General features: G+C 66.6%; 16 protein-coding genes. 9 read left to right on the forward strand and 7 right to left on the reverse strand.

From position 1 onward, the window contains the following. Window positions 1-182 precede the first annotated feature (182 nt). Both LQ955_RS04890 and LQ955_RS04895 read left to right on the forward strand, forming a co-directional pair. The gene (locus LQ955_RS04890; protein WP_390623441.1) at window positions 183-1,316 is read left to right on the forward strand and encodes a magnesium and cobalt transport protein CorA; all 1,134 of its coding nucleotides are present in this window, start codon (window positions 183-185) and stop codon (window positions 1,314-1,316) included. A 72-nt stretch (window positions 1,317-1,388) separates the two neighbouring features. After that, the gene (locus LQ955_RS04895) at window positions 1,389-2,885 is read left to right on the forward strand and encodes an FAD-dependent oxidoreductase (RefSeq protein WP_231027083.1); all 1,497 of its coding nucleotides are present in this window, start codon (window positions 1,389-1,391) and stop codon (window positions 2,883-2,885) included. Window positions 2,886-3,000: 115 nt separating this feature from the next. Here LQ955_RS04895 and LQ955_RS04900 read toward each other — a convergent pair whose 3' ends face one another. Then, window positions 3,001-4,440 carry a maltokinase N-terminal cap-like domain-containing protein gene (locus LQ955_RS04900; RefSeq protein WP_231027084.1) on the reverse strand — a complete coding sequence of 480 codons (1,440 nt, stop codon included), beginning with the start codon at window positions 4,438-4,440 and terminating at the stop codon, window positions 3,001-3,003. 103 nt (window positions 4,441-4,543) lie between these two features. Then, complete coding sequence (locus tag LQ955_RS04905; RefSeq protein ID WP_231027085.1) at window positions 4,544-6,757, reverse strand: S9 family peptidase; 2,214 nt, start codon at window positions 6,755-6,757, stop codon at window positions 4,544-4,546. A 73-nt stretch (window positions 6,758-6,830) separates the two neighbouring features. Between LQ955_RS04905 and LQ955_RS04910 the strand changes: the two genes are divergently transcribed. Both LQ955_RS04910 and LQ955_RS04915 read left to right on the forward strand, forming a co-directional pair. Continuing rightward, window positions 6,831-8,381 (forward strand): CYTH and CHAD domain-containing protein, encoded by a 1,551-nt coding sequence (locus LQ955_RS04910; RefSeq protein WP_231027086.1) that lies wholly within the window; start codon window positions 6,831-6,833, stop codon window positions 8,379-8,381. A 476-nt stretch (window positions 8,382-8,857) separates the two neighbouring features. Then, a complete protein-coding gene (locus LQ955_RS04915; protein ID WP_231027087.1) occupies window positions 8,858-10,480 on the forward strand; it encodes an HNH endonuclease signature motif containing protein in 1,623 nt (540 codons plus the stop codon). Window positions 10,481-10,576: 96 nt separating this feature from the next. Here the strand turns inward: LQ955_RS04915 and LQ955_RS04920 are convergent, their stop codons facing one another. Next, window positions 10,577-10,771, reverse strand: a complete 195-nt coding sequence (locus LQ955_RS04920) for a hypothetical protein (RefSeq protein WP_231027088.1) — start codon at window positions 10,769-10,771, stop codon at window positions 10,577-10,579. A gap of 158 nt (window positions 10,772-10,929) precedes the next feature. Here LQ955_RS04920 and LQ955_RS04925 point away from each other — a divergent pair, with 158 nt between their 5' ends. Then, entirely contained in the window at window positions 10,930-12,081 is a 1,152-nt protein-coding gene (locus LQ955_RS04925) for a potassium channel family protein (RefSeq protein WP_231027089.1), read from the forward strand. Here LQ955_RS04925 and LQ955_RS04930 read toward each other — a convergent pair. The 4 genes from LQ955_RS04930 to LQ955_RS04945 form a co-directional block, all read right to left on the reverse strand. Then, a complete protein-coding gene (locus LQ955_RS04930) occupies window positions 12,014-14,074 on the reverse strand; it encodes an APC family permease (RefSeq protein ID WP_231027090.1) in 2,061 nt (686 codons plus the stop codon). The genes LQ955_RS04925 and LQ955_RS04930 overlap by 68 nt on opposite strands. A gap of 112 nt (window positions 14,075-14,186) precedes the next feature. Next, window positions 14,187-15,224, reverse strand: a complete 1,038-nt coding sequence (locus LQ955_RS04935; protein ID WP_231027091.1) for an alpha/beta hydrolase family protein — start codon at window positions 15,222-15,224, stop codon at window positions 14,187-14,189. Beyond that, complete coding sequence (locus LQ955_RS04940; RefSeq protein ID WP_231027092.1) at window positions 15,208-16,953, reverse strand: cation:proton antiporter; 1,746 nt, start codon at window positions 16,951-16,953, stop codon at window positions 15,208-15,210. The genes LQ955_RS04935 and LQ955_RS04940 overlap by 17 nt, the downstream gene beginning before the upstream one ends. Window positions 16,954-17,082: 129 nt before the next feature. After that, entirely contained in the window at window positions 17,083-18,582 is a 1,500-nt protein-coding gene (locus tag LQ955_RS04945; RefSeq protein WP_231027093.1) for an MFS transporter, read from the reverse strand. 80 nt (window positions 18,583-18,662) lie between these two features. Between LQ955_RS04945 and LQ955_RS04950 the strand changes: the two genes are divergently transcribed. Genes LQ955_RS04950 through LQ955_RS04965 form a run of 4 tightly spaced genes read left to right on the forward strand, consistent with a single transcriptional unit; the run spans window position 18,663 to window position 23,524 of the window. After that, the gene (locus tag LQ955_RS04950) at window positions 18,663-19,709 is read left to right on the forward strand and encodes a Gfo/Idh/MocA family protein (protein WP_231027094.1); all 1,047 of its coding nucleotides are present in this window, start codon (window positions 18,663-18,665) and stop codon (window positions 19,707-19,709) included. After that, a complete protein-coding gene (locus LQ955_RS04955) occupies window positions 19,706-20,593 on the forward strand; it encodes an SDR family oxidoreductase (RefSeq protein WP_231027095.1) in 888 nt (295 codons plus the stop codon). The genes LQ955_RS04950 and LQ955_RS04955 overlap by 4 nt, the downstream gene beginning before the upstream one ends. A 33-nt stretch (window positions 20,594-20,626) precedes the next feature. Next, complete coding sequence (locus tag LQ955_RS04960; protein WP_231027096.1) at window positions 20,627-22,045, forward strand: carboxylesterase/lipase family protein; 1,419 nt, start codon at window positions 20,627-20,629, stop codon at window positions 22,043-22,045. Window positions 22,046-22,075: 30 nt separating this feature from the next. After that, window positions 22,076-23,524 carry an aldehyde dehydrogenase family protein gene (locus tag LQ955_RS04965; RefSeq protein ID WP_231027097.1) on the forward strand — a complete coding sequence of 483 codons (1,449 nt, stop codon included), beginning with the start codon at window positions 22,076-22,078 and terminating at the stop codon, window positions 23,522-23,524. Window positions 23,525-23,538: the final 14 nt, after the last annotated feature.

Here is a 23,538-nt window from a genome sequence, read left to right on the forward strand (position 1 = left end):
GGCGAGAAGGCGAACGGCAGTTGGCGCACGACGGGTGGTTCTGAAGCACAACCCAAGCAGAGAAACCTGAACGAGCGGTTAACGCCACGCGGGAGAATGGCGAACGTGTGATGCCGTGATTTGTGCCTGAAGAAGTATGGCAGTCTGAGAGCGATTCGGCTAGAGGAAGGCAGCGCTGGGGCATGAAGAGCATGAGATTCTCGAGCATGATCAAGGGCATCACTCAGGTGCGCCCCAGCAGCCGCCCCATCACTCCGGCACCTGACGACACGCCTGCCGAGCCCTACGAGCCGCATTCCAGCATGGTCGACAACGCCATCTACCTTCACGGCAAGCGTGTTCTGTCGCCAGACGGTCCGGCGGCCGCCATCGCTGCGCTCAACAAGACGCCGGGCGGCATGGCCTGGATCGGCCTGTACCGGCCCAGCGCCGATGAACTGCTCGAAATGGAGAACGACTTCGACCTGCATCCGCTGGCCATTGAAGACGCGGTCGGCGCCCACCAACGCCCCAAACTGGAGCGTTATGCCGAGGTCTTCTTCGTGGTGTTGCGCTCTGCGCTGTACGTGGATGATCGTGAAGAAGTCGAATTCGGCGAGTTGCACCTCTTCGTCGGCCCCAACTTCGTGATCTCGGTGCGGCACAGCGAATCGCCCGACCTCTCGGTGGTGCGCCGGCGCATGGAGGGCGACCCCGATCTGCTCGCGCTCGGCCCGATCGCCGTGCTGTACGCGATCATGGACGCGGTCGTCGATCAGTACGCCCCGGTCGTGGCCGGGCTCGAGACCGACATCGACCAGATCGAGGCTCAGGTGTTCGAAGGAGACCCGAAGGTCTCTCGTCGAATCTACGAACTCTCACAGGAAGTGCTCGACTTTCAGCGCGCCACGCTTCCTCTCAGCGCGATGCTCGAAGCACTGCGCAGCCAGTTCGACCAAGTCGAAGGCACGCTCGAACTCAAGCGGGCGTTCCGTGACGTCGCCGACCATGTTTCGGTCGTGAACGACAAGGTCGATGGCTTTCGGCAGACTCTGCGCGAGATTCTGACGGTGAACGCGACATTGGTCGCTCAGCGTCAGAACGAAGACATGAAAAAGCTCGCCGAGACGAGCAACCATCAGAACGACGAGGTCAAGAAGATCTCGGCCTGGGCGGCCATCTTCTTCGCACCGACCGTGGTGACGGGCATCTACGGCATGAACTTCGACTTCATGCCAGAACTGCACTTCGTGTGGGGGTATCCGGCGGCGATCGGGTTGATGGCGGCGCTGAGCATCGGGTTGTACATCATGTTCAAACGAAGAGGCTGGTTGTAGCAGACAGCTCAGTCGATGGCTAGGCCCCCTGGCTTTCGGCGGGAGAGAAAACGCAAAGCGTAGGGTCAAAACATGACCTCCCTGTGGCTGGCGACATCGCGTGACATCGGAACCGACGAGTTCGCAGAGGGCGCCCGTTACGACGAGGTGATCGTCGGGGGCGGGCTGACGGGGCTCGTCACCGCAGTGCTCTTCGCTCAGGCGGGCAAGCGTGTCGCAGTGCTCGAGTCGCGGTTCATCGGCGCCGTCGCGACCGGAAACACGTCGGCCAAGCTCTCGCTGCTGCAGGGCAGTCACCTGCAGAACATCAAGCGGCACACCTACCAGGCCATCGTGCAGGCTTACGTCGACGGCAACCGGGCGGGCCAGCAGTGGATGCTCGACTACGCCGCCGAGCGCGACATTCCGGTTCAGCGTCGCGACGCCGTGAGCTACGCGGGCACTCCCGATGGCACGGAGACGGTCGAGCGAGAGTTTCGGGTGGCCCGGTTGGTGGGCCTCGACGTGCGGCTGAAGGCCGAACTCGACCTGCCCTTCCCGACTTTCGGAGCGGTCGTACTGCCCGACCAGGCGCAGTTCGACCCGATGGATGTTCTGGGGGCACTCGTCACCGACATCCGCGAGCTCGGCGGCGTGATCATCGAGAACGCGCGCGTCACGGGTGTTGCCGCGAAGGGCGGCCCCGGTGGATGCGCGCGGGTGCGCACGGCGCAGGGCGACGTGTTCGCCGACCACGTTCTGCTCACCACGGGAACACCGATTCTCGACCGCGGGCTGTACTTCGCCAAGCTGAAGCCGCAGCGCTCGTACGTCACCTCGTACCGGGTGCCGGGGCCGATTCCGTCGGACATGTATCTGTCGGTGGACTCGCCGAGCCGCTCACTGCGCACGGCAGCCGATTCGGGCGGCGACGAGCTGCTCGTGGGCGGCAACGGACACGTGACCGGCCGCGAGGTGTCGGCGAAGGCCCGCGTCGACGACCTGCAACGCTGGACCGAGCGCTACTTTCCCGGCGCCGAACTGACCCACTCGTGGAGCGCCCAAGACTACGAGACCCCGCACCGGGTGCCGTTCGTGGGCTACCTGCCGCGCGGTCGCGGCCGAATCTACCTCGCCACGGGGTACGACAAGTGGGGCATGACCAACGCGGTCACGGCGGCGCTCACCCTCGTCAGCGACATTCTCGGCGACAGCCCCGACTGGGCAGAGGCGATGCACCACCGGGTCACCCTGCCTGCCGCCATCGGTTCAGGCATCGGTTCGGGCGCCGCGGTGGGCTGGTGGGCCGTGAAGGGCTGGGCCGGCGCCCTGACGGGTCCGCGAGTGGATGCACTGCAGCCGCCGAACGAGGGTGCCGGCGTGATCGGGCGGGCGGGCATCCGGCCTGTCGGAGTCTCGACCGTCGATGGCGCGACCTGCGCGGTGTCGGGAATCTGCACGCACCTCGGCGGTGTGCTCAGCTGGAACGACGCCGAGGCCTCCTGGGACTGCCCCCTGCACGGCTCACGCTTCTCGTCGACCGGTGCGCTGCTCGAGGGCCCCGCGACCCGAGACCTCACCGCCCGCTGACGCGCCCGCCCCGCCTCGGGTCGGCACGAGAGCGACAGCGACAGCTGCGGACGAGATGAGCCGCCGGGGCGGCCACTCTCGACCGCAAAGGTCGCGCTCGCTCGCGCGAAACGCGTTAGGCCGGGGTGGCGAGGCGGGCGATGGCGGCGACGGGTATGGGTAGCCAGGTGGGGCGGTTGCGCGCCTCGTAGATGGCCTCGTAGAGCGCCTTGTCGATCTCAAAGGCGTCGAGCAGGGTCTGCACCGCGGTGAGGTCGAGGCCGGAGCGCGAGACGTAGCCGCCCAGAAAGGCCTGCCGGGCATCCTGAGCCCAGGCGGCGGCCGACTCGGCAGCGGATTCGCCCGGGTTCGAGTGTGCGTGCGAACCGGCGGCGTAATCGAACGACCGCAGCATTCCGGCGACATCGCGCAGGGCGAGATCGGGCTGACTGCGCTCGACCATCGGGCGCAGCGGCTCGCCCTCGAAATCGACCAGCACCCAGCTGCCGAACGATCCATCGTCGCCCGATGACCCGGCATGCCCCGGAGGCACCGCCAGTACCTGGCCCAGGTGGTAGTCGCCATGGATGCGCTGCAGCTGCGGCCACGGGCTGTTCGCGGCGGCCTCGAAGAGACGCTCGATCGCGGCATTGTGCTCCGCGAGTTCGGGCACCTCGTGCACGGCTCCGGCGTGGCGGCGGCGCATGCTCGCAAGCACCCCCGCGACGAGATCGTCCGACGGCGGTACGGTCGGCATGACGGCTGCCAGAGTCTCGTGCACCTCGGCGGTCGCCGCACCGAGCGCGGCGGCTTCGGCCGTGAACAGTCTGCCCTCGTCGACTGCTTCGAGCGCGACCCGCCAGGCGTCGCGAACGCCGGGCAGAAACTCCTGCGCGAAGGCGAGGTGGCCCGAGGTACGGCCGTCGGGCATCCGCTGGTCTGGCCATTGGCCGACGACACTGCCGATCGACGCCGGTACTCGGGTCGAACCGGCGGCAGCCAGGGCCGACTGCAACACCACGTCGGGGTTGTTGCCGTGGTGCAGCACCCGGAACACCTTGCAGATGACCGGGGCCGCGGCGGGGCCGGGCGTGCCGTCGCCGTCGGGTGCGACGACCGACATGATGATCGAGGTGTTCGACTGCTCTCCGCTCAGTACCCGGGCCGCGCTCACTGCGAGCGGATGCCCGGGCACCTGACTGCGCCCCGTCGCCGTGGTGGCACCGGCCCCCGAGGTGGCCGCGTCGCCCGTGATCAGCGCCAGCAGCGCGTGGGCGTACGCGGTGTCGTTCGGGCCGTCGTAGACGTGCAGGCCGTTCTCGAGGGTGGTGATGTGGGCGGCACTGAGTTCGGGAGCGGGCTCTGCGCGCAGGGTGAGAGGCACGTGGTAGAGCGTGGGCTGTTGTCCGCCCTCGTCGAGCAGCAAGGCGGTGGTGATGTCGACCCCACTGGCGCCGCTCGGCGGCGTGAAGTCGTAGCTGCCGACGTGCCTCAGTGCGGGCGTCGTACCTTTGCCGGCGAACCAGCGCTGGTGGGGCATCCACTCGGAAAGGGCGGTCAGCAGCTCAGGAGTCACCTGTTCACACTACGGGGCGGGCGGCGCAGGAAGAAGTGGCTGCATCGACGACCGAAACGGTGTAGAGGGCGTGCTGTGGCGACACGGCCGATGTCGCTGCGACCTAGTCGGCGAGGCCGAGCACGTCGAGCACCCAGGCGTACTCGTACGCCGTCTCTTTCCAGCGCTCGTAACGCCCGCTGACGCCGCCGTGCCCGGCCGACATCTCGATCTTGAGCAGCGCGGGAGCGCCGGCTTCGCGCAATTTCGCGACCCACTTCGCCGGCTCGACGTAGAGCACGCGGGTGTCGTTCAGGCTCGTCACGGCGAGAATGCGCGGGTACCGGATGCCCGCGTGAACGTTCTCGTAAGGGGAGTACGACTTCATGTAGGCATAGACCTCGGGGTCGTGCAGGGGATCGCCCCACTCGTCCCACTCGATCACCGTGAGGGGCAGCGACGGGTCGAGAATCGACGTCAGCGCGTCGACGAACGGCACCTGCGCCAGAATGCCCGCGAACAATTCGGGCGCATCGTTCGCCACCGCGCCCATCAGCAGCCCGCCGGCGCTGCCGCCCTGTGCGACGAGCAGCTCGGGGGTCGTCTCGCCGATCTCGATCAGGTGACGCGCCGAGGCGATGAAGTCGCTGAAGGTGTTGCGTTTGGTGAGCGTCTTGCCGTTCTCGTACCACCAGCGGCCGAGTTCGCCGCCGCCGCGCACGTGCGCGATGGCGAAGACGACACCGCGGTCGAGAAGGGAGAGCCGGGCGACCGAGAAGTAGGGGTCGATGCTCGCCTCGTACGATCCGTAGCCGTAGAGCACGAGCGGTTTCGGTGCGGGCGCGGGATGCTCGGCGGCGCTTGCGGCAGCAGGCGCGGTCGTGCCTGTGCTCGTGCTCGTGCCCGTGCTTCCTGGTGTGGCGTCGCCGTCTGCGTCGAGGCGGTACACCAACGAGATCGGTACTCTCGTGCCGTCGGGCGCGACCGCCCACTCGCGGCGCTGGCCATAAAGCGACGAGTCGTAACCGCCGAGCACGGGCTGCTGTTTCAGCTGGCGCAGCTCGCCGGTGGCGACGACGTAGTCGTACACGGTCGACGGGGTGACGAACGAGGTGAAGCCGACCCGCAGGGTGGGCTGATCGAATTCGGGGTTGCCGCCGGTTCCGACGGCGAAGAGCGGCTCGTCGAAGGGCAGCTCGAGCGGCTCGGAGTAGGGCCAGCCAGACCCGACCTGAGCGGGAGCCAGCGTGATGACGGCGACGCGGCTGAGCGCGTCGCGGCGGTACTCGATGCTGAGGTGGGTTGCGAAGGCGTCGACGCTCTCGAGCCGCACCTCGTGGCTGTGCGCCAGAATGGTGTGCTGGCGTTCGGGGTCGGTCGGGGCATCCAGTGCGACCTCGACGAGCTCGAAGTTCTCGCCGTTGGCGTTATGCGTGATCAGCAGTCGGTCGGTGCCCGCGACCACGGCGTGCTCGACCGAGTACTCGACTCCCTCGACGCGTGGCCACACCACGCTGAACTCGCCCTCGGGGGTCGAGGCGTCGAGCAGCAGGGATTCGCTCGTGATGCTCGAACCGATGCCGATTTCGAGGTACTTGCGGCTGCGGGTGAGGCCCACGCCGATCCAGTACCGTTCGTCTGGCTCGGTGAAGACCACGACGTCGTCGCTCGCCGGGGTTCCGACTCTGTGTCGCCAGATGGTGTCTGGTCGCCACGACTCGTCGACGGTCGGGTAGAAGATGAAGCGCGCGTCGGGGGAGAAGGTCGCCCCCGGGGCGGTGTTCTCGACAACGTCGGCCAGGTCGGCCCCGGTCGCCAGATCGCGGATGCGCAGCGTGTACCGCTCGTCGCCTTCGGTGTCGACCGCGTAGGCCAGCAGTGTCGCGTCGGCGCTCACGTCGAAGCTGCCCAGAGAGTAGAACTCGGTGCCCTCCGCCTCGATGTTGTCGTCGAGCAGCACCTGTTCGCCCGTGATGGGCTGGCCGGCCTCGAGCACGGGCGGAGTCCAGTCGTCGGGCGCCGCGATGGGGGCCCGGGCGTGGATGCCGTACTGCTTGCCCTCGAGAGTGCGGGTGTAATACCACCAGTCGCCCTCGCGAACCGGCACAGAGAGGTCGGTTTCGAGCGTGCGGTTCTTGATCTCGTCGAAGATCGAGTCACGCAAGACCGCCAGGTGGGCGTTCTGCTGCTCGGTGTAGTCGTTCTCGGCAGAGAGGTGGGCGAGTACGTCGGGGTTTTCTTTGTCGCGCAGCCATTCGTAGTCGTCGACGAACTCGTCGCCGTGGTGAAGGCGGGTCAGGGGCTGTTTGCGGGCGACGGGCGGAGTCAGTGGAGCCATAGCTCAACCGTAGCTCTCGTGACCCGCAGCGCGGATGCGTTACCGTGGAACCCCGGGAGAAGGTGCGGAATAGATGGCCCATGAGGTTCACGTCGAGATCGAGCGCAAGTACGATGTCGACGACACGGTCGGTGTTCCAGACCTCGCCGGGGTCGCCGCGGTGGCCCGTACTTCGCAGCCGGAGACGGCGACTCTGCACGCCGTGTATTACGACACCGATCGGCTCGACCTCGCCTCGCAGCGCATCGTGTTGCGTCGCCGTGCCGGGGGCGCCGACGAGGGCTGGCACATCAAGCTGCCGGCCGATGAAGGCCGGCTCGAACTGCACTGGCCGCTCGGCGAAGAGTCTCCCATTCCCGAACCCGTGCTCGACCTCGTGCTCGTGCACGTGCGTGATCGTGAACTCTCGCCCGTCGCTCGCCTGACCACGACCCGCACCACCTATTGCCTGTTCGATTCGGCCGGCACCGACATCGCCGAGGTCGCCGACGATCTGGTCTCGGCGGTCGACGAGACCACGGGGCAGCTGCGTGTCTGGCGCGAGTGGGAGGTCGAACTCACCGACAACGCTCCAGGGTCGCCGAAGAAGCGGGAGGCGCTGCTCGACGCCATCGAACAGCGCCTGTTCGAGGTCGGCGCAAAGCCGTCGGCGAGCATCTCCAAACTGGCGCACGCGCTGGGCCGCGAGAAACTGGGCGTCGCGCCACCGCGCTGGAGCCTCACGAGCAAGAGCACGGCCGGCGATGTGTTGCGCGAGGCGATCTCGTCGCTGACCGAGCGGCTCAAGACCGCCGACCCGCTGGTGCGCCAAGACGAAGCGGATTCGGTGCACTCGATGCGGGCATCCGTTCGCCGCCTGCGCAGCGTTTTCGCGACCTATCGGCCCCTGCTCGCCTCGACGGCCGCTGCACATCTCGAGAGCGAGCTCGCTGCTCTCGGCACAGTGTTGGGCGACGCGCGTGATCCGCAGGTGATGCACGACCGGGCGCGCAACCTGGTGCGGTCGCAGGCCAACAAGAAGATGCACGAGGCCGTGCTGCAGCGGGTCGTCACAAGTAAGAACGCCGAATACCACAAGGCGCTCAACTACCTTCGCGTGATCATGTCGAGCACGCGGTACTTTCGGCTGCTCGACGACCTCGAGGCGTTCGTTACGACGGCCACGTTTGCGAAGGCGTCGAACAAGCCCGCTTCGAAGGCGCTGGCTCGGGGGCTCGCGCACGACTACTCGCGAGTGCGAAAGCGGATGAACGCGGTCGACGACGCCGCAAACCCCGCCGAGTGGCACGAACGTGTGCACGCGGTGCGCAAGGCAGCGCGCCGCCTGCGGTTCGGCGCCGAGGCCGTGACATCGGGCGAGACGGCGATCTTCGGCGACAAGGCCCGGCGTCTGGCGCAGGCCGCCGAACGGGTTCAGGACTCGCTGGGGGAGTACCGCGACAGTGTCACCCTGCAGGAGCTGCTGGTGACGAGCGCCGAGATCGCCCACACCGACGGAGAGAACACCTTCGGTTATGGGCGCCTGCACGCGCTCGAGCAGCAGCGGGCCGACATCGCCCTCGAGGAGTACAGCCGCGCCGCGGGCGAGTTTCGTCGTGCGAAGCGCTGGGTGCCCAAGCGCTGAGCCGCGGGCCCTGCTCGCGCGCCCTGGCCCGTGCCGCGCGTCCCGTGCCCGGGCCGCGTGCCCGGGTCTCGGGGCGCCCCCGAGCATCGACTTGGCGAAAAAGCCCCTATTTCGCGCGTTTTGGGGGCTTTTTCGCCAAGTCGATTGGCCATGACGCGCTGAACAGCCGTTGTCGCTGAAGATGGTTCGGCTCGCGGGTCGACTTCTTCGGGCTCTGTTCTTTCGAGGGAGTGCGGGTTCCTTGGGTTCTTGCCTGGGAAGGTGTCTTCGTGGTGACCGCCTCGGGGAGGTGACGGGTGGGTCTCGGTGTCGGTGGGTGGTGGTATTTATGGTGGTGCGGTAGGTCGTTTGGTGGCAAGCCCGGCAGGGCGCGGCAGCCCGGGATGCTTCGGGGTGGGTGTTTCGGGGTGCGAATTCCCGTGGTTCGGGGCCACTTTGTTAGTGAGAATACCTCGGTATTGTGGTATGATCGGTCTATGTCCGTAACACCTCTACCGCCCACCGGCAGCACCGCTGGCGGCCCTAATCATCCCGATGGGCACGATGCTGTTCGGGTGTCGTTGGGTGTTCTGTTGGCGGAGGCGGTTGCGGCGTGTGGTGAGTGTGGGGTGTTCCGGGCTGCCGCGCCCTGCGGGCTTGCCGACGAAGAATTATTGGCCGGTCTGGTTGCGGTGGAGCGGCTAGGCAGGTTGGTGGACGGGTTACGTATTCAGGTGGCTGGGGATGTCGCCGACCGCAGCAGACACGAACTGGGTGAAGAGTCACTCGCACGCAAACAAGGGTTCGCGAACGCGATCGAGCTGATTGTTGCGTCAACGTCGGTGTCACGGTCGACAGCGAGAAGCCGGATCAAGCTGGGGGTGGGCGTGTTGCCGTCGGTCGTGGTCGGGATGCTGGTCCCGTCGAAGTTCCCCGAGGTCGAAGATGCTCTCCGGTCGGGTCTGATCGGTGTCGATACCGCCGACGCGATCGTTCGTCCGCTGTCGGAGGCGGCCCCGAACTGCGGCACCGAAGAGATTCGTGCGGTCGAACGGCGACTCGTGGAGTGGGCTGTCGACGGTATCGGCGGGGTGTCCCTACCAGCGGATGATATTCGTGGGCTCGCTGTCCGGGCGAGGGAGTCGTTGGACGCGGACGGTGCGGAACCGCGGTACAAAGATTTGGAAGCGAAACGCGGGCTGACGTTCTCGAACACCCGCTCAGGCTGCATCCGTGTGAACGGGGTGTTGACGCCGGAGCAGGGTGGGGTGTGGATGGCGGTTGATCACGCAATCTCCAGCCCCCGCGTCGCCGGACACGTCCCCTTCGACCCCGGCACACCCCATGCCGACACGGGAGCCGGCACCCTCGCCGCCACCACCACCGCCGCCACGGCCACCGCCATTGATGCTGACGCTGAGGCGGTGTCTGATGCGGAGGCGGTAGCGGTGGATACGCGTACTTTGCCGCAGCGTCGGGTGGATGTGTTCACGGAAGTCATCCGGGTCGCAGCAGGGTTGCCGGGGATGCCGCAGATCAACGGGGCCCGGCCGGTGCTGAACATCCACGCGACCCTCGACGATGTTGTCTCTGGGCGTGGGGTGGGCTGGATCGACGGCATTCAGGAGCCCGTGCCGGCGTCGGTGGTCGCGCAGACTCTCTGCCACGCCGACATCACCACGACCGTGTTCGGTGCGCACGGCGAAGTGCTGCACCTCGGGAAAACGAAGCGGCTGTTCAGTGCGGCCCAGAACCGTGCCCTCGCGAATCGTGACGGCGGGTGTGTGTGGAAGGGCTGCAACCGGCCACCACAGTTCTGCGAGAGCCACCATGTCGTCGACTGGAAAGACGACACCCACGCGCCTGGCGTCACGGATGTGTGTAACGGGGCGTTGTTGTGCAAGTTCCACCACAACCACCTCCACACCGCCGACTGGAAACTTGTCATGGTCGACGGGGTGCCGCATCTGATCCCACCGAAATGGGTCGACCATCAACAACGACCCCAACGGTGCCGACAAACATCAGACCGACTCACGAAAACCGGGCCACCAGACGTGTTCAATCGACGAAGACGCGACGGCGCACCCGTGCGCCCCAGATTCACCGACGCCGACTGACTGCGGCGACTCTGACTGACTGCGGCGACACCGACTGACTGCGGCGATGCCGTGGGCGTTGCCGACGGCGCCTGAGGAGACGTCGAGCGGAGCCGGTCAGGCGGCGGGAGCGGGGCCGTCAGTGGGGGCGGCGTCGGGAACGGGCAGCAGGCCGTCTGCTTCGATGGATTTGTTGAACTGCGCTTCTTCGCGCTTGTCTTCGTCTTCTTCGATTTTGTCGAGGTCGGAATCGTCGAGGTCGGAATCGTCGAGGTCGGAATCGTCGGGTGCGGGGGTGGTGGTGTCACTCATGCCTCTCAGAGTAATCGCCCGGGCATCCGCATCGCACCGTAACACGGCGGAAACGTGCGGGAACCGTGGTCGCACTATGCTCGGGCCATTCTGAAGTCGGTTTCGCACAGTACGCACACCACTCGACAGGCGCGGGGCCACGAACGACGGGGCATGGCATGACGATCCGCACGACGAGAAAGACGCACCTTGAGGCGGCTCCCCGTGGCCGAGGAGCGGCGACGTCGCCCGCCTCATTCGGAATGACCCAGGCCGAACGCGAGGCGGAGGCGGCGGCGATCACCGATCGCATCACCGACGTGCTGACCGAGGCGCTGCCAGGAACGACGGCCGACGACGAGCTGACGGGTGAGCCGCTGACCGGAAGCGCGGCGCACCATCGGTTCTTCGGTTTCAAGCGCGGTGAGGAGGGTCAGGCGCACTGGAACTCGTCGGTCGAATGGCCGCTGACGTTCGTGTCGATCATCTTCTTGGTCGTGTACTCGTGGGATGTGATCGGCAACCTCAAGGGCCAGCAGCAGGTGATCGCCGAGGTCATCATGTGGGCGGTGTGGGGCGTCTTCATGGTGAACTACATCGCGAACCTGGTGCTCGCGCCGAAGCGCTGGCGCTGGTTCTTCACGCACATTCTCGAGTTCCTGATCGTCGCTCTGCCGATGCTGAGGCCGCTGCGGCTGCTGCGTCTGGTGATGCTCTGGACGGTGCTGCAGCGCACTGCCGGAACGGCGTTTCGGGGCAAGGTCGCCACCTACGTCATCGGGTCGGCCGGGTTGCTCGTGATCATCGCGGCACTGGGTATTCTCGACGCCGAGCAGAATGCTCCAGGGGCAGACATCACGAACATCGGCGACGCTCTCTGGTGGGCGTTCGTGACCATCACAACGGTCGGATACGGTGACTACACGCCGGTGACCTTCGAGGGTCGGCTGATCGCGGTGGGGCTGATGATCGCGGGCATCGCCCTGCTCGGTGTGATCACGGCAACGCTGGCGAGTTGGCTGGTCGACAGGGTGCGCTCCGACACCGCTGCGCAGAACGCGAACGTCGACCACATCGACGCGCTGTCGCAGCAGATCGCGGCTATGCAAGACGAGATGGCTCGTTCGCGCGAAGCCTTCGCCGACGAGCTGGCCGCGTTGCGGCGCACGGCGAAGCCGTCGCGTCAGCGCGCAGGCGTCGTGACGGGTAGCGTCAGCTCGCGTGCGCGGCGCGGTTCGGAGGGTGCAGGTTCAGGTCTTTCGGTCAGCTCACGTGCACGGCGGGGCGCAGCTTCAGGTCTTTCTCGGCTTCCCGCAACACCTCTCGAGTGACGGGCGCGACCTCGCCGCCGCCCGTGATCAAGAACTTGAGCATGTTGCCGAGCGGGTTGCCTTCGGTCCATTCGAAGTAGATCTCGGGCACGACACCGGTCTCGTCGCGAATGGTCAGAAGCACCACCGCAAGCGTGTTCGGAATGTTGCCGCTGCGTACTTCGAGCACCCGGTAGCCGTGTTTCATGACTCCGCGCACCACGAGATCTTCTTCGAAGTTCGACGAGTCCGCGGGGTAGACCTCGACGAAGATGACCTTCGTGCCGAGCGGAATGTGACTGTCGTGCCGCTCTTCTTTGTTCTTGACCCGGTATTCCAGGGCGCTGCCATCGTCGGGCTCGTTGGCGATGAGGTGAATCTGCCCGCGAGCGGCGTCTTGACGCACGAACTCGAGCGCCGATTCGTCGAGCGTGACGCTGGTGGCTCGCAGCTGGAACGAGCGCTGTATGCGCGACACCAGTGACACGACCAGAATCGCCAGAATGAACAGTGCTGCGATGCGCACACCATCGGGCCGCTCGAACACGTTCGCGACAGTCGTATACAAGAACACGACCGAGACGATGCCGAAGCCGATGGTGCGTTTGCGCTGACGTTGGCGACGGGCCGAGAGCGTCACCGCGACCGAGGCCGACGTGATGAGCACGAGGACACCGGTGGCATATGCGCCGCCCTGGGCATCCACACTGGCCTGAAAGACGAGGGTGATGATGAATGCGATTCCGGTGAACACGAGAACCAGCGGCCGCACCGCCCGCACCCACTGCGGCGCCATGCCGTAGCGCGGCAGGTAACGCGGCACCAGGTTCAGCAGGCCGGCCATCGCCGAGGCTCCCGCGAACCACAGAATGGCGATGGTGCTGAGGTCGTACACCGTGCCGAATGTCGGCCCGAGATATTCGTGCGCGAGGTAGGCCAGCGCGCGTCCGTTCGCCTCCCCGCCGGGCTGGAATTCGGCCTGCGGAATGAGAAACGTCGTCACGACGCTCGAGGTGATGAGAAAGACGCTCATGATGAGCGCGGCGGTGGTGAGCAGGCGCCAGGTGCCCCGAATGCGGCCCCGCGGGTTCTGCGGAGTGTCGTCTTTTCCGCCGGTGATCTGCGGCATGACCGCGACACCGGTCTCGAAGCCCGACAGGCCGAGAGCGAGCTTCGGAAAGACGATGAGGGAGATTCCCACCATGACGAGCGGGTTGCCGTGTTCGGCGTTCAGCGCGGCCCACCAGTCGGTGATGACCACCGGATGCCCGAACACCTGCCCGAGCGAAACGAGAATGACCACCAGGTTCAGAGCCAGGTACACCGCCACGAGTACGGTGGCGATACCGATCGCCTCTTTGAAGCCGCGAATGAACACCGCCCCGAGCAAGGCGATCAATATCAGCGTGATGATCACGTTGTTGCCGTGGAAGAACGCCGGAGCGAACGGATTCTCGATGGCGTGCGCCGTGGCGTCGGCCGCCGAGAGGGTGATGGTGATCATGAAGTCTGTGGCTGCGAACCCGAGCAGCACCAGTACGAAGAGCTTGCCGCCCCACCAGGGCAGCAGTCGTTCGAGCATGGCGATGGAACCTTCGCCCTTGAAGCTCTCACGAGCCACCCGGCGGTAGACCGGAAGCGCGCCGAACAGCGTCAGAGCGACCAGTACGATGGTGGCGAACGGCGAGAGCAGTCCGGCGGCGAGGGCCGCGATGGCCGGCTGATAGCCGAGGGTCGAGAAGTAGTCGACGCCGGTGAGACACATGACCCGCCACCAGGTGTGCGTCTTCTCGGCCACGGCGCTGTACGACCCTTGGTACCGGCCGGACTGGTCGACGAGGCCTTGCAGCAGCCAGTGTCTCACCCTGCTGTGAGGCTGTTGTTCGGGGTCGACGAGCACATGGTGAGCTACGTTCGGGCTCGTGGTGTCAACCGGAACCTGAGCCGAGACGGGTCCGGGTGTCGCCGCGGCCATGGGTGCGGCGGGTGAGGTGTCGTCGGAGGAGTGAGGCATGATCATCCTTCGTGGATCCCGAGTGGCGCCGGTATGAGTGGCTGTGCTGACGCGGCAGCCGCCGTGTTACAACAATAGGGCCCCGCGGTCTGACTGCGGTTCGACGTGAGGTTCAGTGCACGTTCCAGGCCGGCACGATGTCGAAGCCGTCGTCGATCAGCCCGCGGCGAAAGAACGCCTCGAGATCGGCCAGAGCGCGCCCAGAGTGAGCTACCGCTCGCGGATAGGAGGCCCAGCTGAGCACCGTGGGCGGGTATTCGATCTCGCGAACGGCGACTCCGGCCTCGCGCAGCAGTACCGCGAGGTTCTCATCGGCGAGTTGCGCGGAAGTCGTGGTGGCGCGCTGCACGAGCGTGGGCGGCAGTTCGCTCAGTCGGGCGACGAGCGACGTGACGAGGGCCTCGGCGGTGGCGGGCGGCCCGGCGATGAGGCTGAAATCCGGGGCGATCAGGGCCTGGCGCAGGAGGTGCGGCGTCGCCGTCGGTGTGTCGCCTGGGCCGCGTCGCAGCTCGTCGCGGCTGTTCTCGTCGCGGGCGATCATGGCGGCCCGGGCGGCGAGCGAGCCGCCGTCGGCTGCTCCGAGGATGGCGAGCGGGGCATCCGGATGCTCGGCGGCAGCCCACCGCACGGCCGCGTAGGCCGCCTGATGGGCATCGACCACCCCTGAGCCGACAGCGACACGCACGACCACCACCCCGAGGCGTTGGGACAGTGAGCCGCACAGCCACTCGCCGGCGCGGTGCCGCAGGGCGTCGAGTTCTGCCGACGCGGGAAAGTACACGATGACGGCTCGCGCCGATTCGGTGCCGGGGTGGTAACTGCGCACGTCGACCGAGGCGAACGGCTCGGCAAGCCGACTGTCGGCCACGGTGACGCCAGAGGGGCGTGGGGCGGCTGACAATCGGGCGGCGACGGCCCAGTGGGCGACGGCCCAGGTGCGCGGGCCGGCGGCGGGCGGGCCTACCGGCTTCACCGGTTTGCCGGGCGTCGGGCCCTGCAGCGCCCGAGCACGGCTTCGTTCGGCGCGGGTCGGTTCGCCGGGTGCTGCGGGTTCGCCGGGTGCCGCGTGGTCGCCGGGTTCGGTGTGGTTGCCGGGCTCCGTGGCTCTGCCGGGTTCGGTGGGTTCTGGGGCGTCATTCCCGGCTTTCATCGGCCCGCCCATCCTGACCCTGTTCGGCGCGCGTGCGCGTGAACGTCGAGGTGTCGAGAGCGAGTTGTTCGGCGTCGATGCCGCGCAGTACGCTGCGCATCACCTCTTCGTCGAGCTCGCCCGAGTTGCGCTGGCGCACCGCGATGCTGCGCCGGTGGTCGAGCAGTTCGCTTCGCAGTTCAGTGAGTTCGGTTCCTGAGAGGCGAGGCTCGCGCACGACGGCGGTGTCGATCGCCTCTTCGATCGGGGTGGCGTCGAGGTCTTGTTCGTCGAGCCCGTTCTCTTCGAGCAGCACGGCGACCTGACGCGCGTACTGGTCTTTCAGAATCTGTATCGAACGGTCGAGCTTCTCGGTGCCGTACTTCTCGGCCCATTCGTCGTGGTGCTCATCGATGTAGTCGCTCGTTTCGCGAATGCTCAGCTCGAACACGCGAACCTCGTCTTCGGTGTCGCGTTCGACCTGACCCTCGTCGACCACACCCAGCGCCTTGATCACACCGGGCAGGCTGAGCCCCTGTACGAGCAGCGTTCCGACGGTGACGGCGAACGCGACCAGCACGATGGTGTCGCGCCCGGCGACATCGCCCGACGCCGTCGTGACAGGCACCGCAGCGGCGGCAGCAAGAGTGACCACGCCGCGCATGCCGGTCCACGAGATGACGGTGAGCTCTCGCCAACTCAGCTCGGGCTCGGAGCGGTCGCGCAACCGGCGCAGCAGTGGCAGCTTTCGCCTGGTCGATTCCCATTGTTTCGTTCGGTAGTAGGCCGCGAACACGTACACCGGCCGAATCAAGACCACCACCACGAACACCACTCCGGCGAGGGCGAGAGAGGGGCCGAGCCCCAGCGAACTCTGTGCCACGTCGCTGGCCACCTGACTCATCTGCAGACCGATGAGAGCGAACACGAAGCCTTCGAGCAACAGGTCGATGGATGCCCAGACCGGGCGTTCCTGCAACCGGGTCTGGTACCCGGTTCGAGGCGAGTTGTAGCCGATGTAGAGCCCCGCGGCGACGACGGCGAGCACGCCGGAGCCGTGCAGTGCCTCGCCCGCGGTATACGCACCGAACGGCACCAGCAGACCGAGCGTCGTGCCGACGAGCGAGTCACGCACGTGCATCCGGATGTACTGCACGACGATGCCGATGACGAGCCCCACGGCGATGCCCACCACGATGGTCACGATGAACAGCCAGGCCACTCCGCCGAAGCTCAGCATCTCGCCGCCGATCACGGCCAAGAACACCTTGAACAACGTCAAAGACGCCGCGTCATTGATCAGGCTCTCGCCCGAGAGCACCGTCATCACCCGGCGCGGCAGGCCGAGGCGCCGCCCGATGGCGGTGGCCGAGACGGCGTCGGGCGGTGAGACCACCGCGCCGAGCAGCAGTGCGCCGGGCAGTGTCAGCGACGGAACCAGCAGGTAGGCCACGCCGCCGACCACCAGCGCCGTCACGACGACCAGACCGATGCCGAGGCGCCTGATCTGCCGGGCGCTCTCTCGGAAGTTCTGGTACGAGACGTCGAGTGAGGCCGAGTAGAGCAAGGGGGGCAGGATGACCGTGAGAACGACCTCGGAGTCGATCTCGATGCTCGGCACACCGGGAATTAACGACACGGCGAGGCCCACTGCGACGACCAACAGGGGAGCGGGCCAGCCGCGCCAGCGTGCGAAGGCGCTGACCGCCAGCGACCCGGCGAGAATGATGAGCAGCTCGCCGGTCTCCATGACACCTCACCTTACGGAAAACCCCCGCGGTGTGTGGGGGATTGACGCGGTGAAGGCGGCGCAGATCGTGCGCGACGCATCGAGTGCGCGGCACATCGTGTGCGCGCCGCATCGTGTTCGCGACAGGCGCTACGAGAGCGCGGGCTCCTTCGCTGCGACGACGGGGATGCTCGCCGTCTCGCTTCCTGCCTCGAGGCGGGGAAGGAAGAACGCGGCGATCACCCCGGCGAGAGCAACCGCGCCGGCGATGGCGAAGCACAATTGGAACGCTCCGGCCGTGGGAATCGCGTGTCCGTCGGAGACGACCACGCTTCCCGACAGAATGAGCCCGAGCACGGCCGCCGCGATGGTCGAACCGAGACTGCGCATGACCGAGTTGAGGCCGTTCGCCGCAGCCGTCTCGGTTGCCGGTACCGCTCTCATGATGAGGGTCGGCATTGCCGCGTAGGCGAAACCCACACCGAACCCGACAATCGTCGCGACCAAGATCGCGTTCCACACCTGCGTCATGAATCCCACAGCGAATGCGTAGCCCAAGAAGATGATCACGCCGCCCAGAATGAGGCTGGTGCGGGGCCCCCGCGTCGCGATCAGGCGCGCCGCCACCGGCGACATGAAGAACATGACCAGGCCGCTCGGCATCAGGCAGAGGCTGGCTATAAGCAGAGTCTGGCCGAGCCCGACACCGGTCGTGGTGGGCGATTCGAGAAGCTGAGGCAGAATGGCGGCCGTTGCGAAAAAGCCGAAGCCGACGGTGATCGACGTCAGGTTGGTCAGCAGAACCGGCCGGCGTGCGGCGACGCGCAGATCGACGAGGGGATTGCCCGTGCGCAGCTCGAAGAAACCCCAGATGACGAGCACGACGACGCCTCCGACGAGCATTCCGAGCGTCAGCGGGCTGCCCCAGCCCCATTCGCCGCCCTTCGAGACGGCGAGCAGAATCGCAATGAGTCCGATGGCGAAGCCGACGGCGCCGATGAAGTCGAACGAGCCGCCCGTGCGCAGGGTGCTCACGGGCACGATGGTGAACATCAGCACGATGGCGATGAGCCCGAGCAGAGCCGACAGCCAGAACAGCATGTGCCAGTCGAAGTTCTGAGCGATCAGGGCCGAAATGGGCAGACCGATCGACGCCCCGATTCCGAGCGTGGCGCTGACCAGGGCGACCGCCGCGCCGAGGCGCTTCGGGTGAAGCACATCGCGCAGAATGCTGATGCCGAGCGCGATGACGCCGAGACCCATGCCTTGCAGGGCCCGCCCGGCGATGAGAACGATGACATCGGTCGACAGCGCGCAGAGCACGGATCCGGCGAAGAGCAGAACGAGCAGAACGAGTGCGATGCGGCGTTTGCCGAACATGTCACCCAATCGCCCGGCGATCGGCGTCGTAATGGCGGCGGCCAGCAGCGTGGCGGCGAGCACCCATGAGGCGTTCGACGTCGAGGTGTTCAGAAGCGTGGGCAGCTCGGGAACGATGGGGGTGACGAGCGTCTGCATGAAGGCAGCGATCAGCCCGGTGAACGCCAGAGTGAAGATGATGGCGCGCTCGTTTTCGGGCTTGCTGAGGCGTTTTCGTTGGCGGGCGGTGAGAATGCCAGGGGCATCGGGAGTCGGTGTCGTTGGCTGCACAAGGTTTGCAACTGCTAACTACCGTGTGAAATTCCCAGTCGGCGTTCAGAATTCTGGCCCGCCTGGCTAGTCTGGGGTTCATGCCGGTCAGTACCTTCAGTTCACCCGTTCGCACCGGGCTCATCGGCTTCGGGTTGGCCGGCAGCGTCTTTCACGCTCCGTTTCTCGGCGCAGACGGTCGGTTCGATCTCGCCGCGATCGTCACCGGCGACGCGAAGCGGCAGGATGCGGCTCACGCCGGCTATCCGCAGGCGACCATCGTCGCCACCACCGCAGAGCTTTTCGAGAAGGCCGACGACCTCGATCTGGTGGTGATCGCGTCACCGCCGGGTTCGCACTACGGGCTCGCTCTGGCTGCCATCGAAGCGGGTCTCTCCGTCGTCATTGACAAGCCGTTCGCCGCCACGGTGGCGCAGGCGACCGAGCTGATCGACCTCGCCGAGCGGCGAGGCGTCGCGCTCACCGTCTTTCAGAACCGGCGCTGGGACGGCGACTATCTGACGCTGCGCGGTCTGCTCGATGAGGGGGCGCTCGGCGAGGTGTACCGCTTCGAGTCGCGGTTCGAGTGGTGGAAGCCGCAGGGCGCGCGGGAGTGGAAACGCGGGGCGACCGTCGGCGAAGGCGGCGGCATCCTCTTCGACCTCGGATCGCACCTCATCGATCAGGCCCTGCAGCTGTTCGGGCCGGTCGACGAGGTCTACTCCGAAGTCTCGACCCGGCTGCCGAGCGCCGGCGCAGACGATGACGCGTTCGTCGCGCTGCGGCACCTGTCGGGGGTGAGCAGTCACCTCTGGATGAATTCGCTCGCGGCGCAGAAGGGCGCGCGCTTTCACGTGCTCGGCTCGACGGCGGCGTATACGAAGTGGGGCCTCGACGGGCAGGAGGCGGCCCTGAAAGCGGGCGCTCGGGTGACCGATGACGATTTCGGGGTCGAACCGGAGTCGACCTGGGGTCAGCTCGGAATAGACGCGTCACTCACGACGGTGCCGACCGAGCGCGGCGACTACCGCAGCTTTTATGGCATTCTGGGCGATGCCCTGACCACGGGGTCGGCGCTGCCGGTGGATGCTCGGAGTTCGCTGGAGACGCTGGCGATCATCGAGCAGATTCACGGAGAGCACGCATGACGGTCGTCGGAATCACGGGAGTCACCGGCCACATCGGCGGCGCTGTCGCGAGGCTGCTGGCGGCGGATGCCCGTGTCGACGGTTCCGCACAGAGCCTGCGTCTCATCGTGCGCGACGCGGCGCGGGTGCCTGATTTGCTGGCGGGGCGAAGCGATGCTTCGGTGCCGCCGCCCGACATCTCGGTGGGAGTGACAGAGTACCGCGACGAGCACGCCGGCCGGCGTGCTCTGGAGGGCGTGGATGTTCTGTTCATGGTGTCGGCGGCCGAGTCACCCGATCGGGTCGCCGAGCATGTGCAGTTCATCCAGTCGGCCGTCGACGTCGGCGTCTCGCACGTCGTGTACACCTCGTTCGTCGGTGCCGGCCCGCACGCGGCCTTCACGCTCGCACGCGACCACGGCGACACCGAAGAGGTACTCAGGTCGTCGGGGCTCGACTACACGTTCTTGCGTGACAACTTCTACCTCGACCTGCTGCCGCAGTGGGCCGATGAGAACGGCGTGATCCGCGGCCCGGCCGGCGAGGGGCGCATCGCCGCGGTTGCGCGCGCCGACGTGGCCGATGTCGCCGCCGTGGTGCTGCGTGACCCGGCGGCGCACCGTAATGCGGCCTACGCGTTGACGGGCGGCGAAGCGGTGAGTTTCGCCGACGTGGCTCGGCGCACCTCCGCGGCGACCGGTCGAAACGTGACGTTTCTCGACGAGACGGTGGAGGAGGCGTACGCCTCGCGCGCCCATTTCGGTGCCCCGGCGTTCATGGTGGACGCCTGGGTGAGCACGTACACGGGCATCCGCGACGGCGAACTCGAGGCCCTCAGCCCTGACGTGCAGCGGCTCACCGGCCACGCGCCGCGTACGCTCGAAGACGTGCTGGCGGGGCGCTGAGGCGATATCGATGACGGGTATTTTGGAGCAGAGATGACGATGGAAGCAGAAGACAAACAACTGGCGTCGCCCGACCAGGCGGCCGACGCCGGGTTTCAGCACGCTCCGGCCGACGCGCCGACCGTCGACGTCGAGACGCCTCTTGGCACACTGCGAGGTTCGATCGAGGGCGACCTGATGCGCTTTCGTGGCATTCGGTATGCACACGCCGACCGGTTCGAGCCACCTCACCCCGTCGAGGCGTGGAGCGGAGTGCGCGACGCGCTCGGCGACGGCCCGATGTGCCCGCAGCCGAGGTTCGCGATGACGCTGCTGGCGCTTCCGAAGCGTATTCCGCCGATGGATGAAGACTGCTTCTACGTCAATGTCACCCGCCCGGCGGCCGAAAGCGATTCACCCCGCCCCGTCATGGTGTGGATTCACGGCGGAGCCTACGTGAACGGTTCCGGCAGCGGCGAGATCTACGACCCGTCACGCCTCGTGCGCGACGGCGACGTCATCGTGGTGGGGTTCAACTACCGCCTCGGCGTCTTCGGCTTTCTGCCCATCGACGGCGTCGCGCAGGCCAACCTCGGCCTGCTCGACCAGCTCACCGCCCTCGAGTGGGTCAAGCAGAACATCGCCAGCTTCGGTGGAGACCCCGATAACGTCACCCTGTTCGGGCAGTCGGCAGGGGCGGATTCCATCGCGCATCTGCTGAGCATCGTCGAGGCAGACGAGTACTACCACCGCGTCATTCTGCAGAGCGCTCCACTCGGGCTGAATGTGGGGCGCGAGACGCTCGCGCCAGAGCTGAGCGAGAGATTTCTGGCAGAACTGAAAGCGGACCCGAAAACGGCGTCGGTGCACGACATGACCCAGGCGCAGGTGGCCGCCATGAAGGGCCTCACCGGAGACCTGCTCACCAAGGGCATGCCGTACGCTCCGACGCCCGGAGTCTGGCCGGTGCCGGCGACGAGTGACGTTGCCGGCCTGCTCGAGCGGCGCGCGGGGGCTGTCGAGGCCATCATCGGCTACAACCGCGACGACTTCAGCCCGTTTCTCGAAGACGTTCACGCGCTGCACATCGCACGATCATCCGCTGTTCTCCGACCCCTCACCCAGCCGCTGAACTACGGCTTCACCAGGCGTGCGTTCGGTGGCCCCGCGCTGAAGCTGGCCGAGCTGCTCGAGCGTGGCGGTGCCCAGGTGTACACGTATCGGCTCGACTGGCGGCCGGCCAAGACGCAATGGGGCGCCTGTCACTGCCTCGAGCTGCCGTTCTTCTGGGCCGATGAAGAGTTCTGGCGCGGGTCGCCGATGCTCGGCGGCACGGCCTGGGCCGATCTCGACCGGTTCGGCTCGGTGTTGCGACGGCTCTGGGCCGGCTTCGCCCGAACCGGGCGGGCGAAAGACATTTCGAACCCGAATTTCTCGCTGAAGAAGCTGGCTTCTCAACCCACGAAACTGTAACGACGCGCGACAGCAGGCCTACGATGAATTATGAGCATCGACGCTTCTCCTGTTGCACCTGAAACGCATCGTTCGGCGGTCGCCGACGCCGCTTTGCGAGACATCCCGGGCGTTGTCACGCAGTTGCGTGCCACGTTCGACGCGGGTCTCACCAAACCGTATGCCTGGCGCATCCGGCAGCTGAAGGCGCTCAAGGCTCTCTTGCTCGAGAACACGCCTGCCATCGAGGGAGCCCTGCTGGCCGATCTGGCCAAGAACCCGGCAGAGGCGCAACTCACCGAGATCGGCTTCGTTCTGGCAGAGATCGAACACACGATCTCGAACCTGAAGAGCTGGCTGCGCCCGAAGCGGGTGCCGTCGCCGTTGCTGATTGCGCCGGCCTCGGCCAAGACGGTGCGCGAGCCGCTCGGCGTCGTGCTGGTGATCGCGCCGTGGAACTACCCCGTGCAGCTGTTGCTGGTGCCGATCGTCGGGGCACTGGCGGCCGGCAACGCCGTGTTGGCGAAACCGAGCGAGCTGGCTCCGGCGACCTCTGCGGTCTTCGCCCATCTTTTCGAGCAGTACTTCGATTCACGCGCGGTGACCATCGTCGAGGGCGGCGTGCCCGAGACCACCGAGCTGCTGAAGCAGCGCTTCGACCACATCTTCTACACGGGAAACGGTCGCGTCGGCCGCATCGTGATGCAGGCCGCGGTCGAGAACCTGACGCCCATCACGCTGGAGCTCGGCGGAAAGTCGCCGGTGTATGTCGACGACACCGTCGATCTGCGTGTGGTGGCCCACCGGGTGGCCTGGGGCAAGTTCATGAACGCCGGTCAGACCTGCGTCGCGCCCGACTATCTGCTCACCACGCCAGCCATCGCCGCCAAACTCGAGCCGCTGCTGGTCGAGGTGATCGCGGAGTTCTACGGCTCGAACCCGGCGCAGAGCGACAGTTACGGCCGCATCGTCAACGACGGCCAGTTCGAGCGTCTCACGGGCCTGCTGGCCGGTGAAGACGTGGTGACCGGGGGCGATTCGGATGCCCGTACACGCTATCTCGCTCCGACGGTGCTGCGCGGGGTGAGCCGCGATGCCCCGGTCATGGCCCAAGAGATCTTCGGACCGATTCTGCCGATCGTCACCGTGAACTCACTCGACGACGCGATCGCCCACATCAACGCCGGTGACAAACCGCTGGCGCTCTATGTGTTCAGCGACTCGAAGGCGGTACGCCGGCGCTTCATCACCGGTACCTCCTCGGGTGCCCTCGCGTTCGGTGTTCCGGCGGCGCATCTGCTCGTTCAGGGGCTGCCGTTCGGGGGAGTCGGGGCGAGCGGAATGGGCGCTTACCACGGCGAGCGCAGTGTCGCGGTGTTCAGTCACGACAAGGCTGTGCTGAGCAAGAGTTTGAAGCCAGACACATTCAACTTGGTGTATCCGCCGTTCACACACAAGAAAGATGCGTTCATCCGCGGTTTCCTACGAAAGCTCACCTAAGGCGAGTAAAGTCG

Origin of the sequence: Subtercola endophyticus (genome assembly GCF_021044565.1) — a bacterium.
In the GTDB taxonomy this organism is placed as follows: domain Bacteria; phylum Actinomycetota; class Actinomycetes; order Actinomycetales; family Microbacteriaceae; genus Subtercola; species Subtercola endophyticus.

Bases quoted from the DNA above. Each gene is read 5' to 3' on its own strand.
- LQ955_RS04890 (WP_390623441.1), top strand. From the start codon at position 183: ATGAAGAGCATGAGATTCTCGAGCATGATCAAGGGCATCACTCAGGTG.
- LQ955_RS04895 (WP_231027083.1), top strand. From the start codon at position 1,389: ATGACCTCCCTGTGGCTGGCGACATCGCGTGACATCGGAACCGACGAG.
- LQ955_RS04905 (WP_231027085.1), bottom strand. From the start codon at position 6,757: ATGGCTCCACTGACTCCGCCCGTCGCCCGCAAACAGCCCCTGACCCGC.
- LQ955_RS04910 (WP_231027086.1), top strand. From the start codon at position 6,831: ATGGCCCATGAGGTTCACGTCGAGATCGAGCGCAAGTACGATGTCGAC.
- LQ955_RS04915 (WP_231027087.1), top strand. From the start codon at position 8,858: ATGTCCGTAACACCTCTACCGCCCACCGGCAGCACCGCTGGCGGCCCT.
- LQ955_RS04920 (WP_231027088.1), bottom strand. From the start codon at position 10,771: ATGAGTGACACCACCACCCCCGCACCCGACGATTCCGACCTCGACGAT.
- LQ955_RS04925 (WP_231027089.1), top strand. From the start codon at position 10,930: ATGACGATCCGCACGACGAGAAAGACGCACCTTGAGGCGGCTCCCCGT.
- LQ955_RS04930 (WP_231027090.1), bottom strand. From the start codon at position 14,074: ATGCCTCACTCCTCCGACGACACCTCACCCGCCGCACCCATGGCCGCG.
- LQ955_RS04935 (WP_231027091.1), bottom strand. From the start codon at position 15,224: ATGAAAGCCGGGAATGACGCCCCAGAACCCACCGAACCCGGCAGAGCC.
- LQ955_RS04940 (WP_231027092.1), bottom strand. From the start codon at position 16,953: ATGGAGACCGGCGAGCTGCTCATCATTCTCGCCGGGTCGCTGGCGGTC.
- LQ955_RS04950 (WP_231027094.1), top strand. From the start codon at position 18,663: ATGCCGGTCAGTACCTTCAGTTCACCCGTTCGCACCGGGCTCATCGGC.
- LQ955_RS04955 (WP_231027095.1), top strand. From the start codon at position 19,706: ATGACGGTCGTCGGAATCACGGGAGTCACCGGCCACATCGGCGGCGCT.
- LQ955_RS04960 (WP_231027096.1), top strand. From the start codon at position 20,627: ATGACGATGGAAGCAGAAGACAAACAACTGGCGTCGCCCGACCAGGCG.
- LQ955_RS04965 (WP_231027097.1), top strand. From the start codon at position 22,076: ATGAGCATCGACGCTTCTCCTGTTGCACCTGAAACGCATCGTTCGGCG.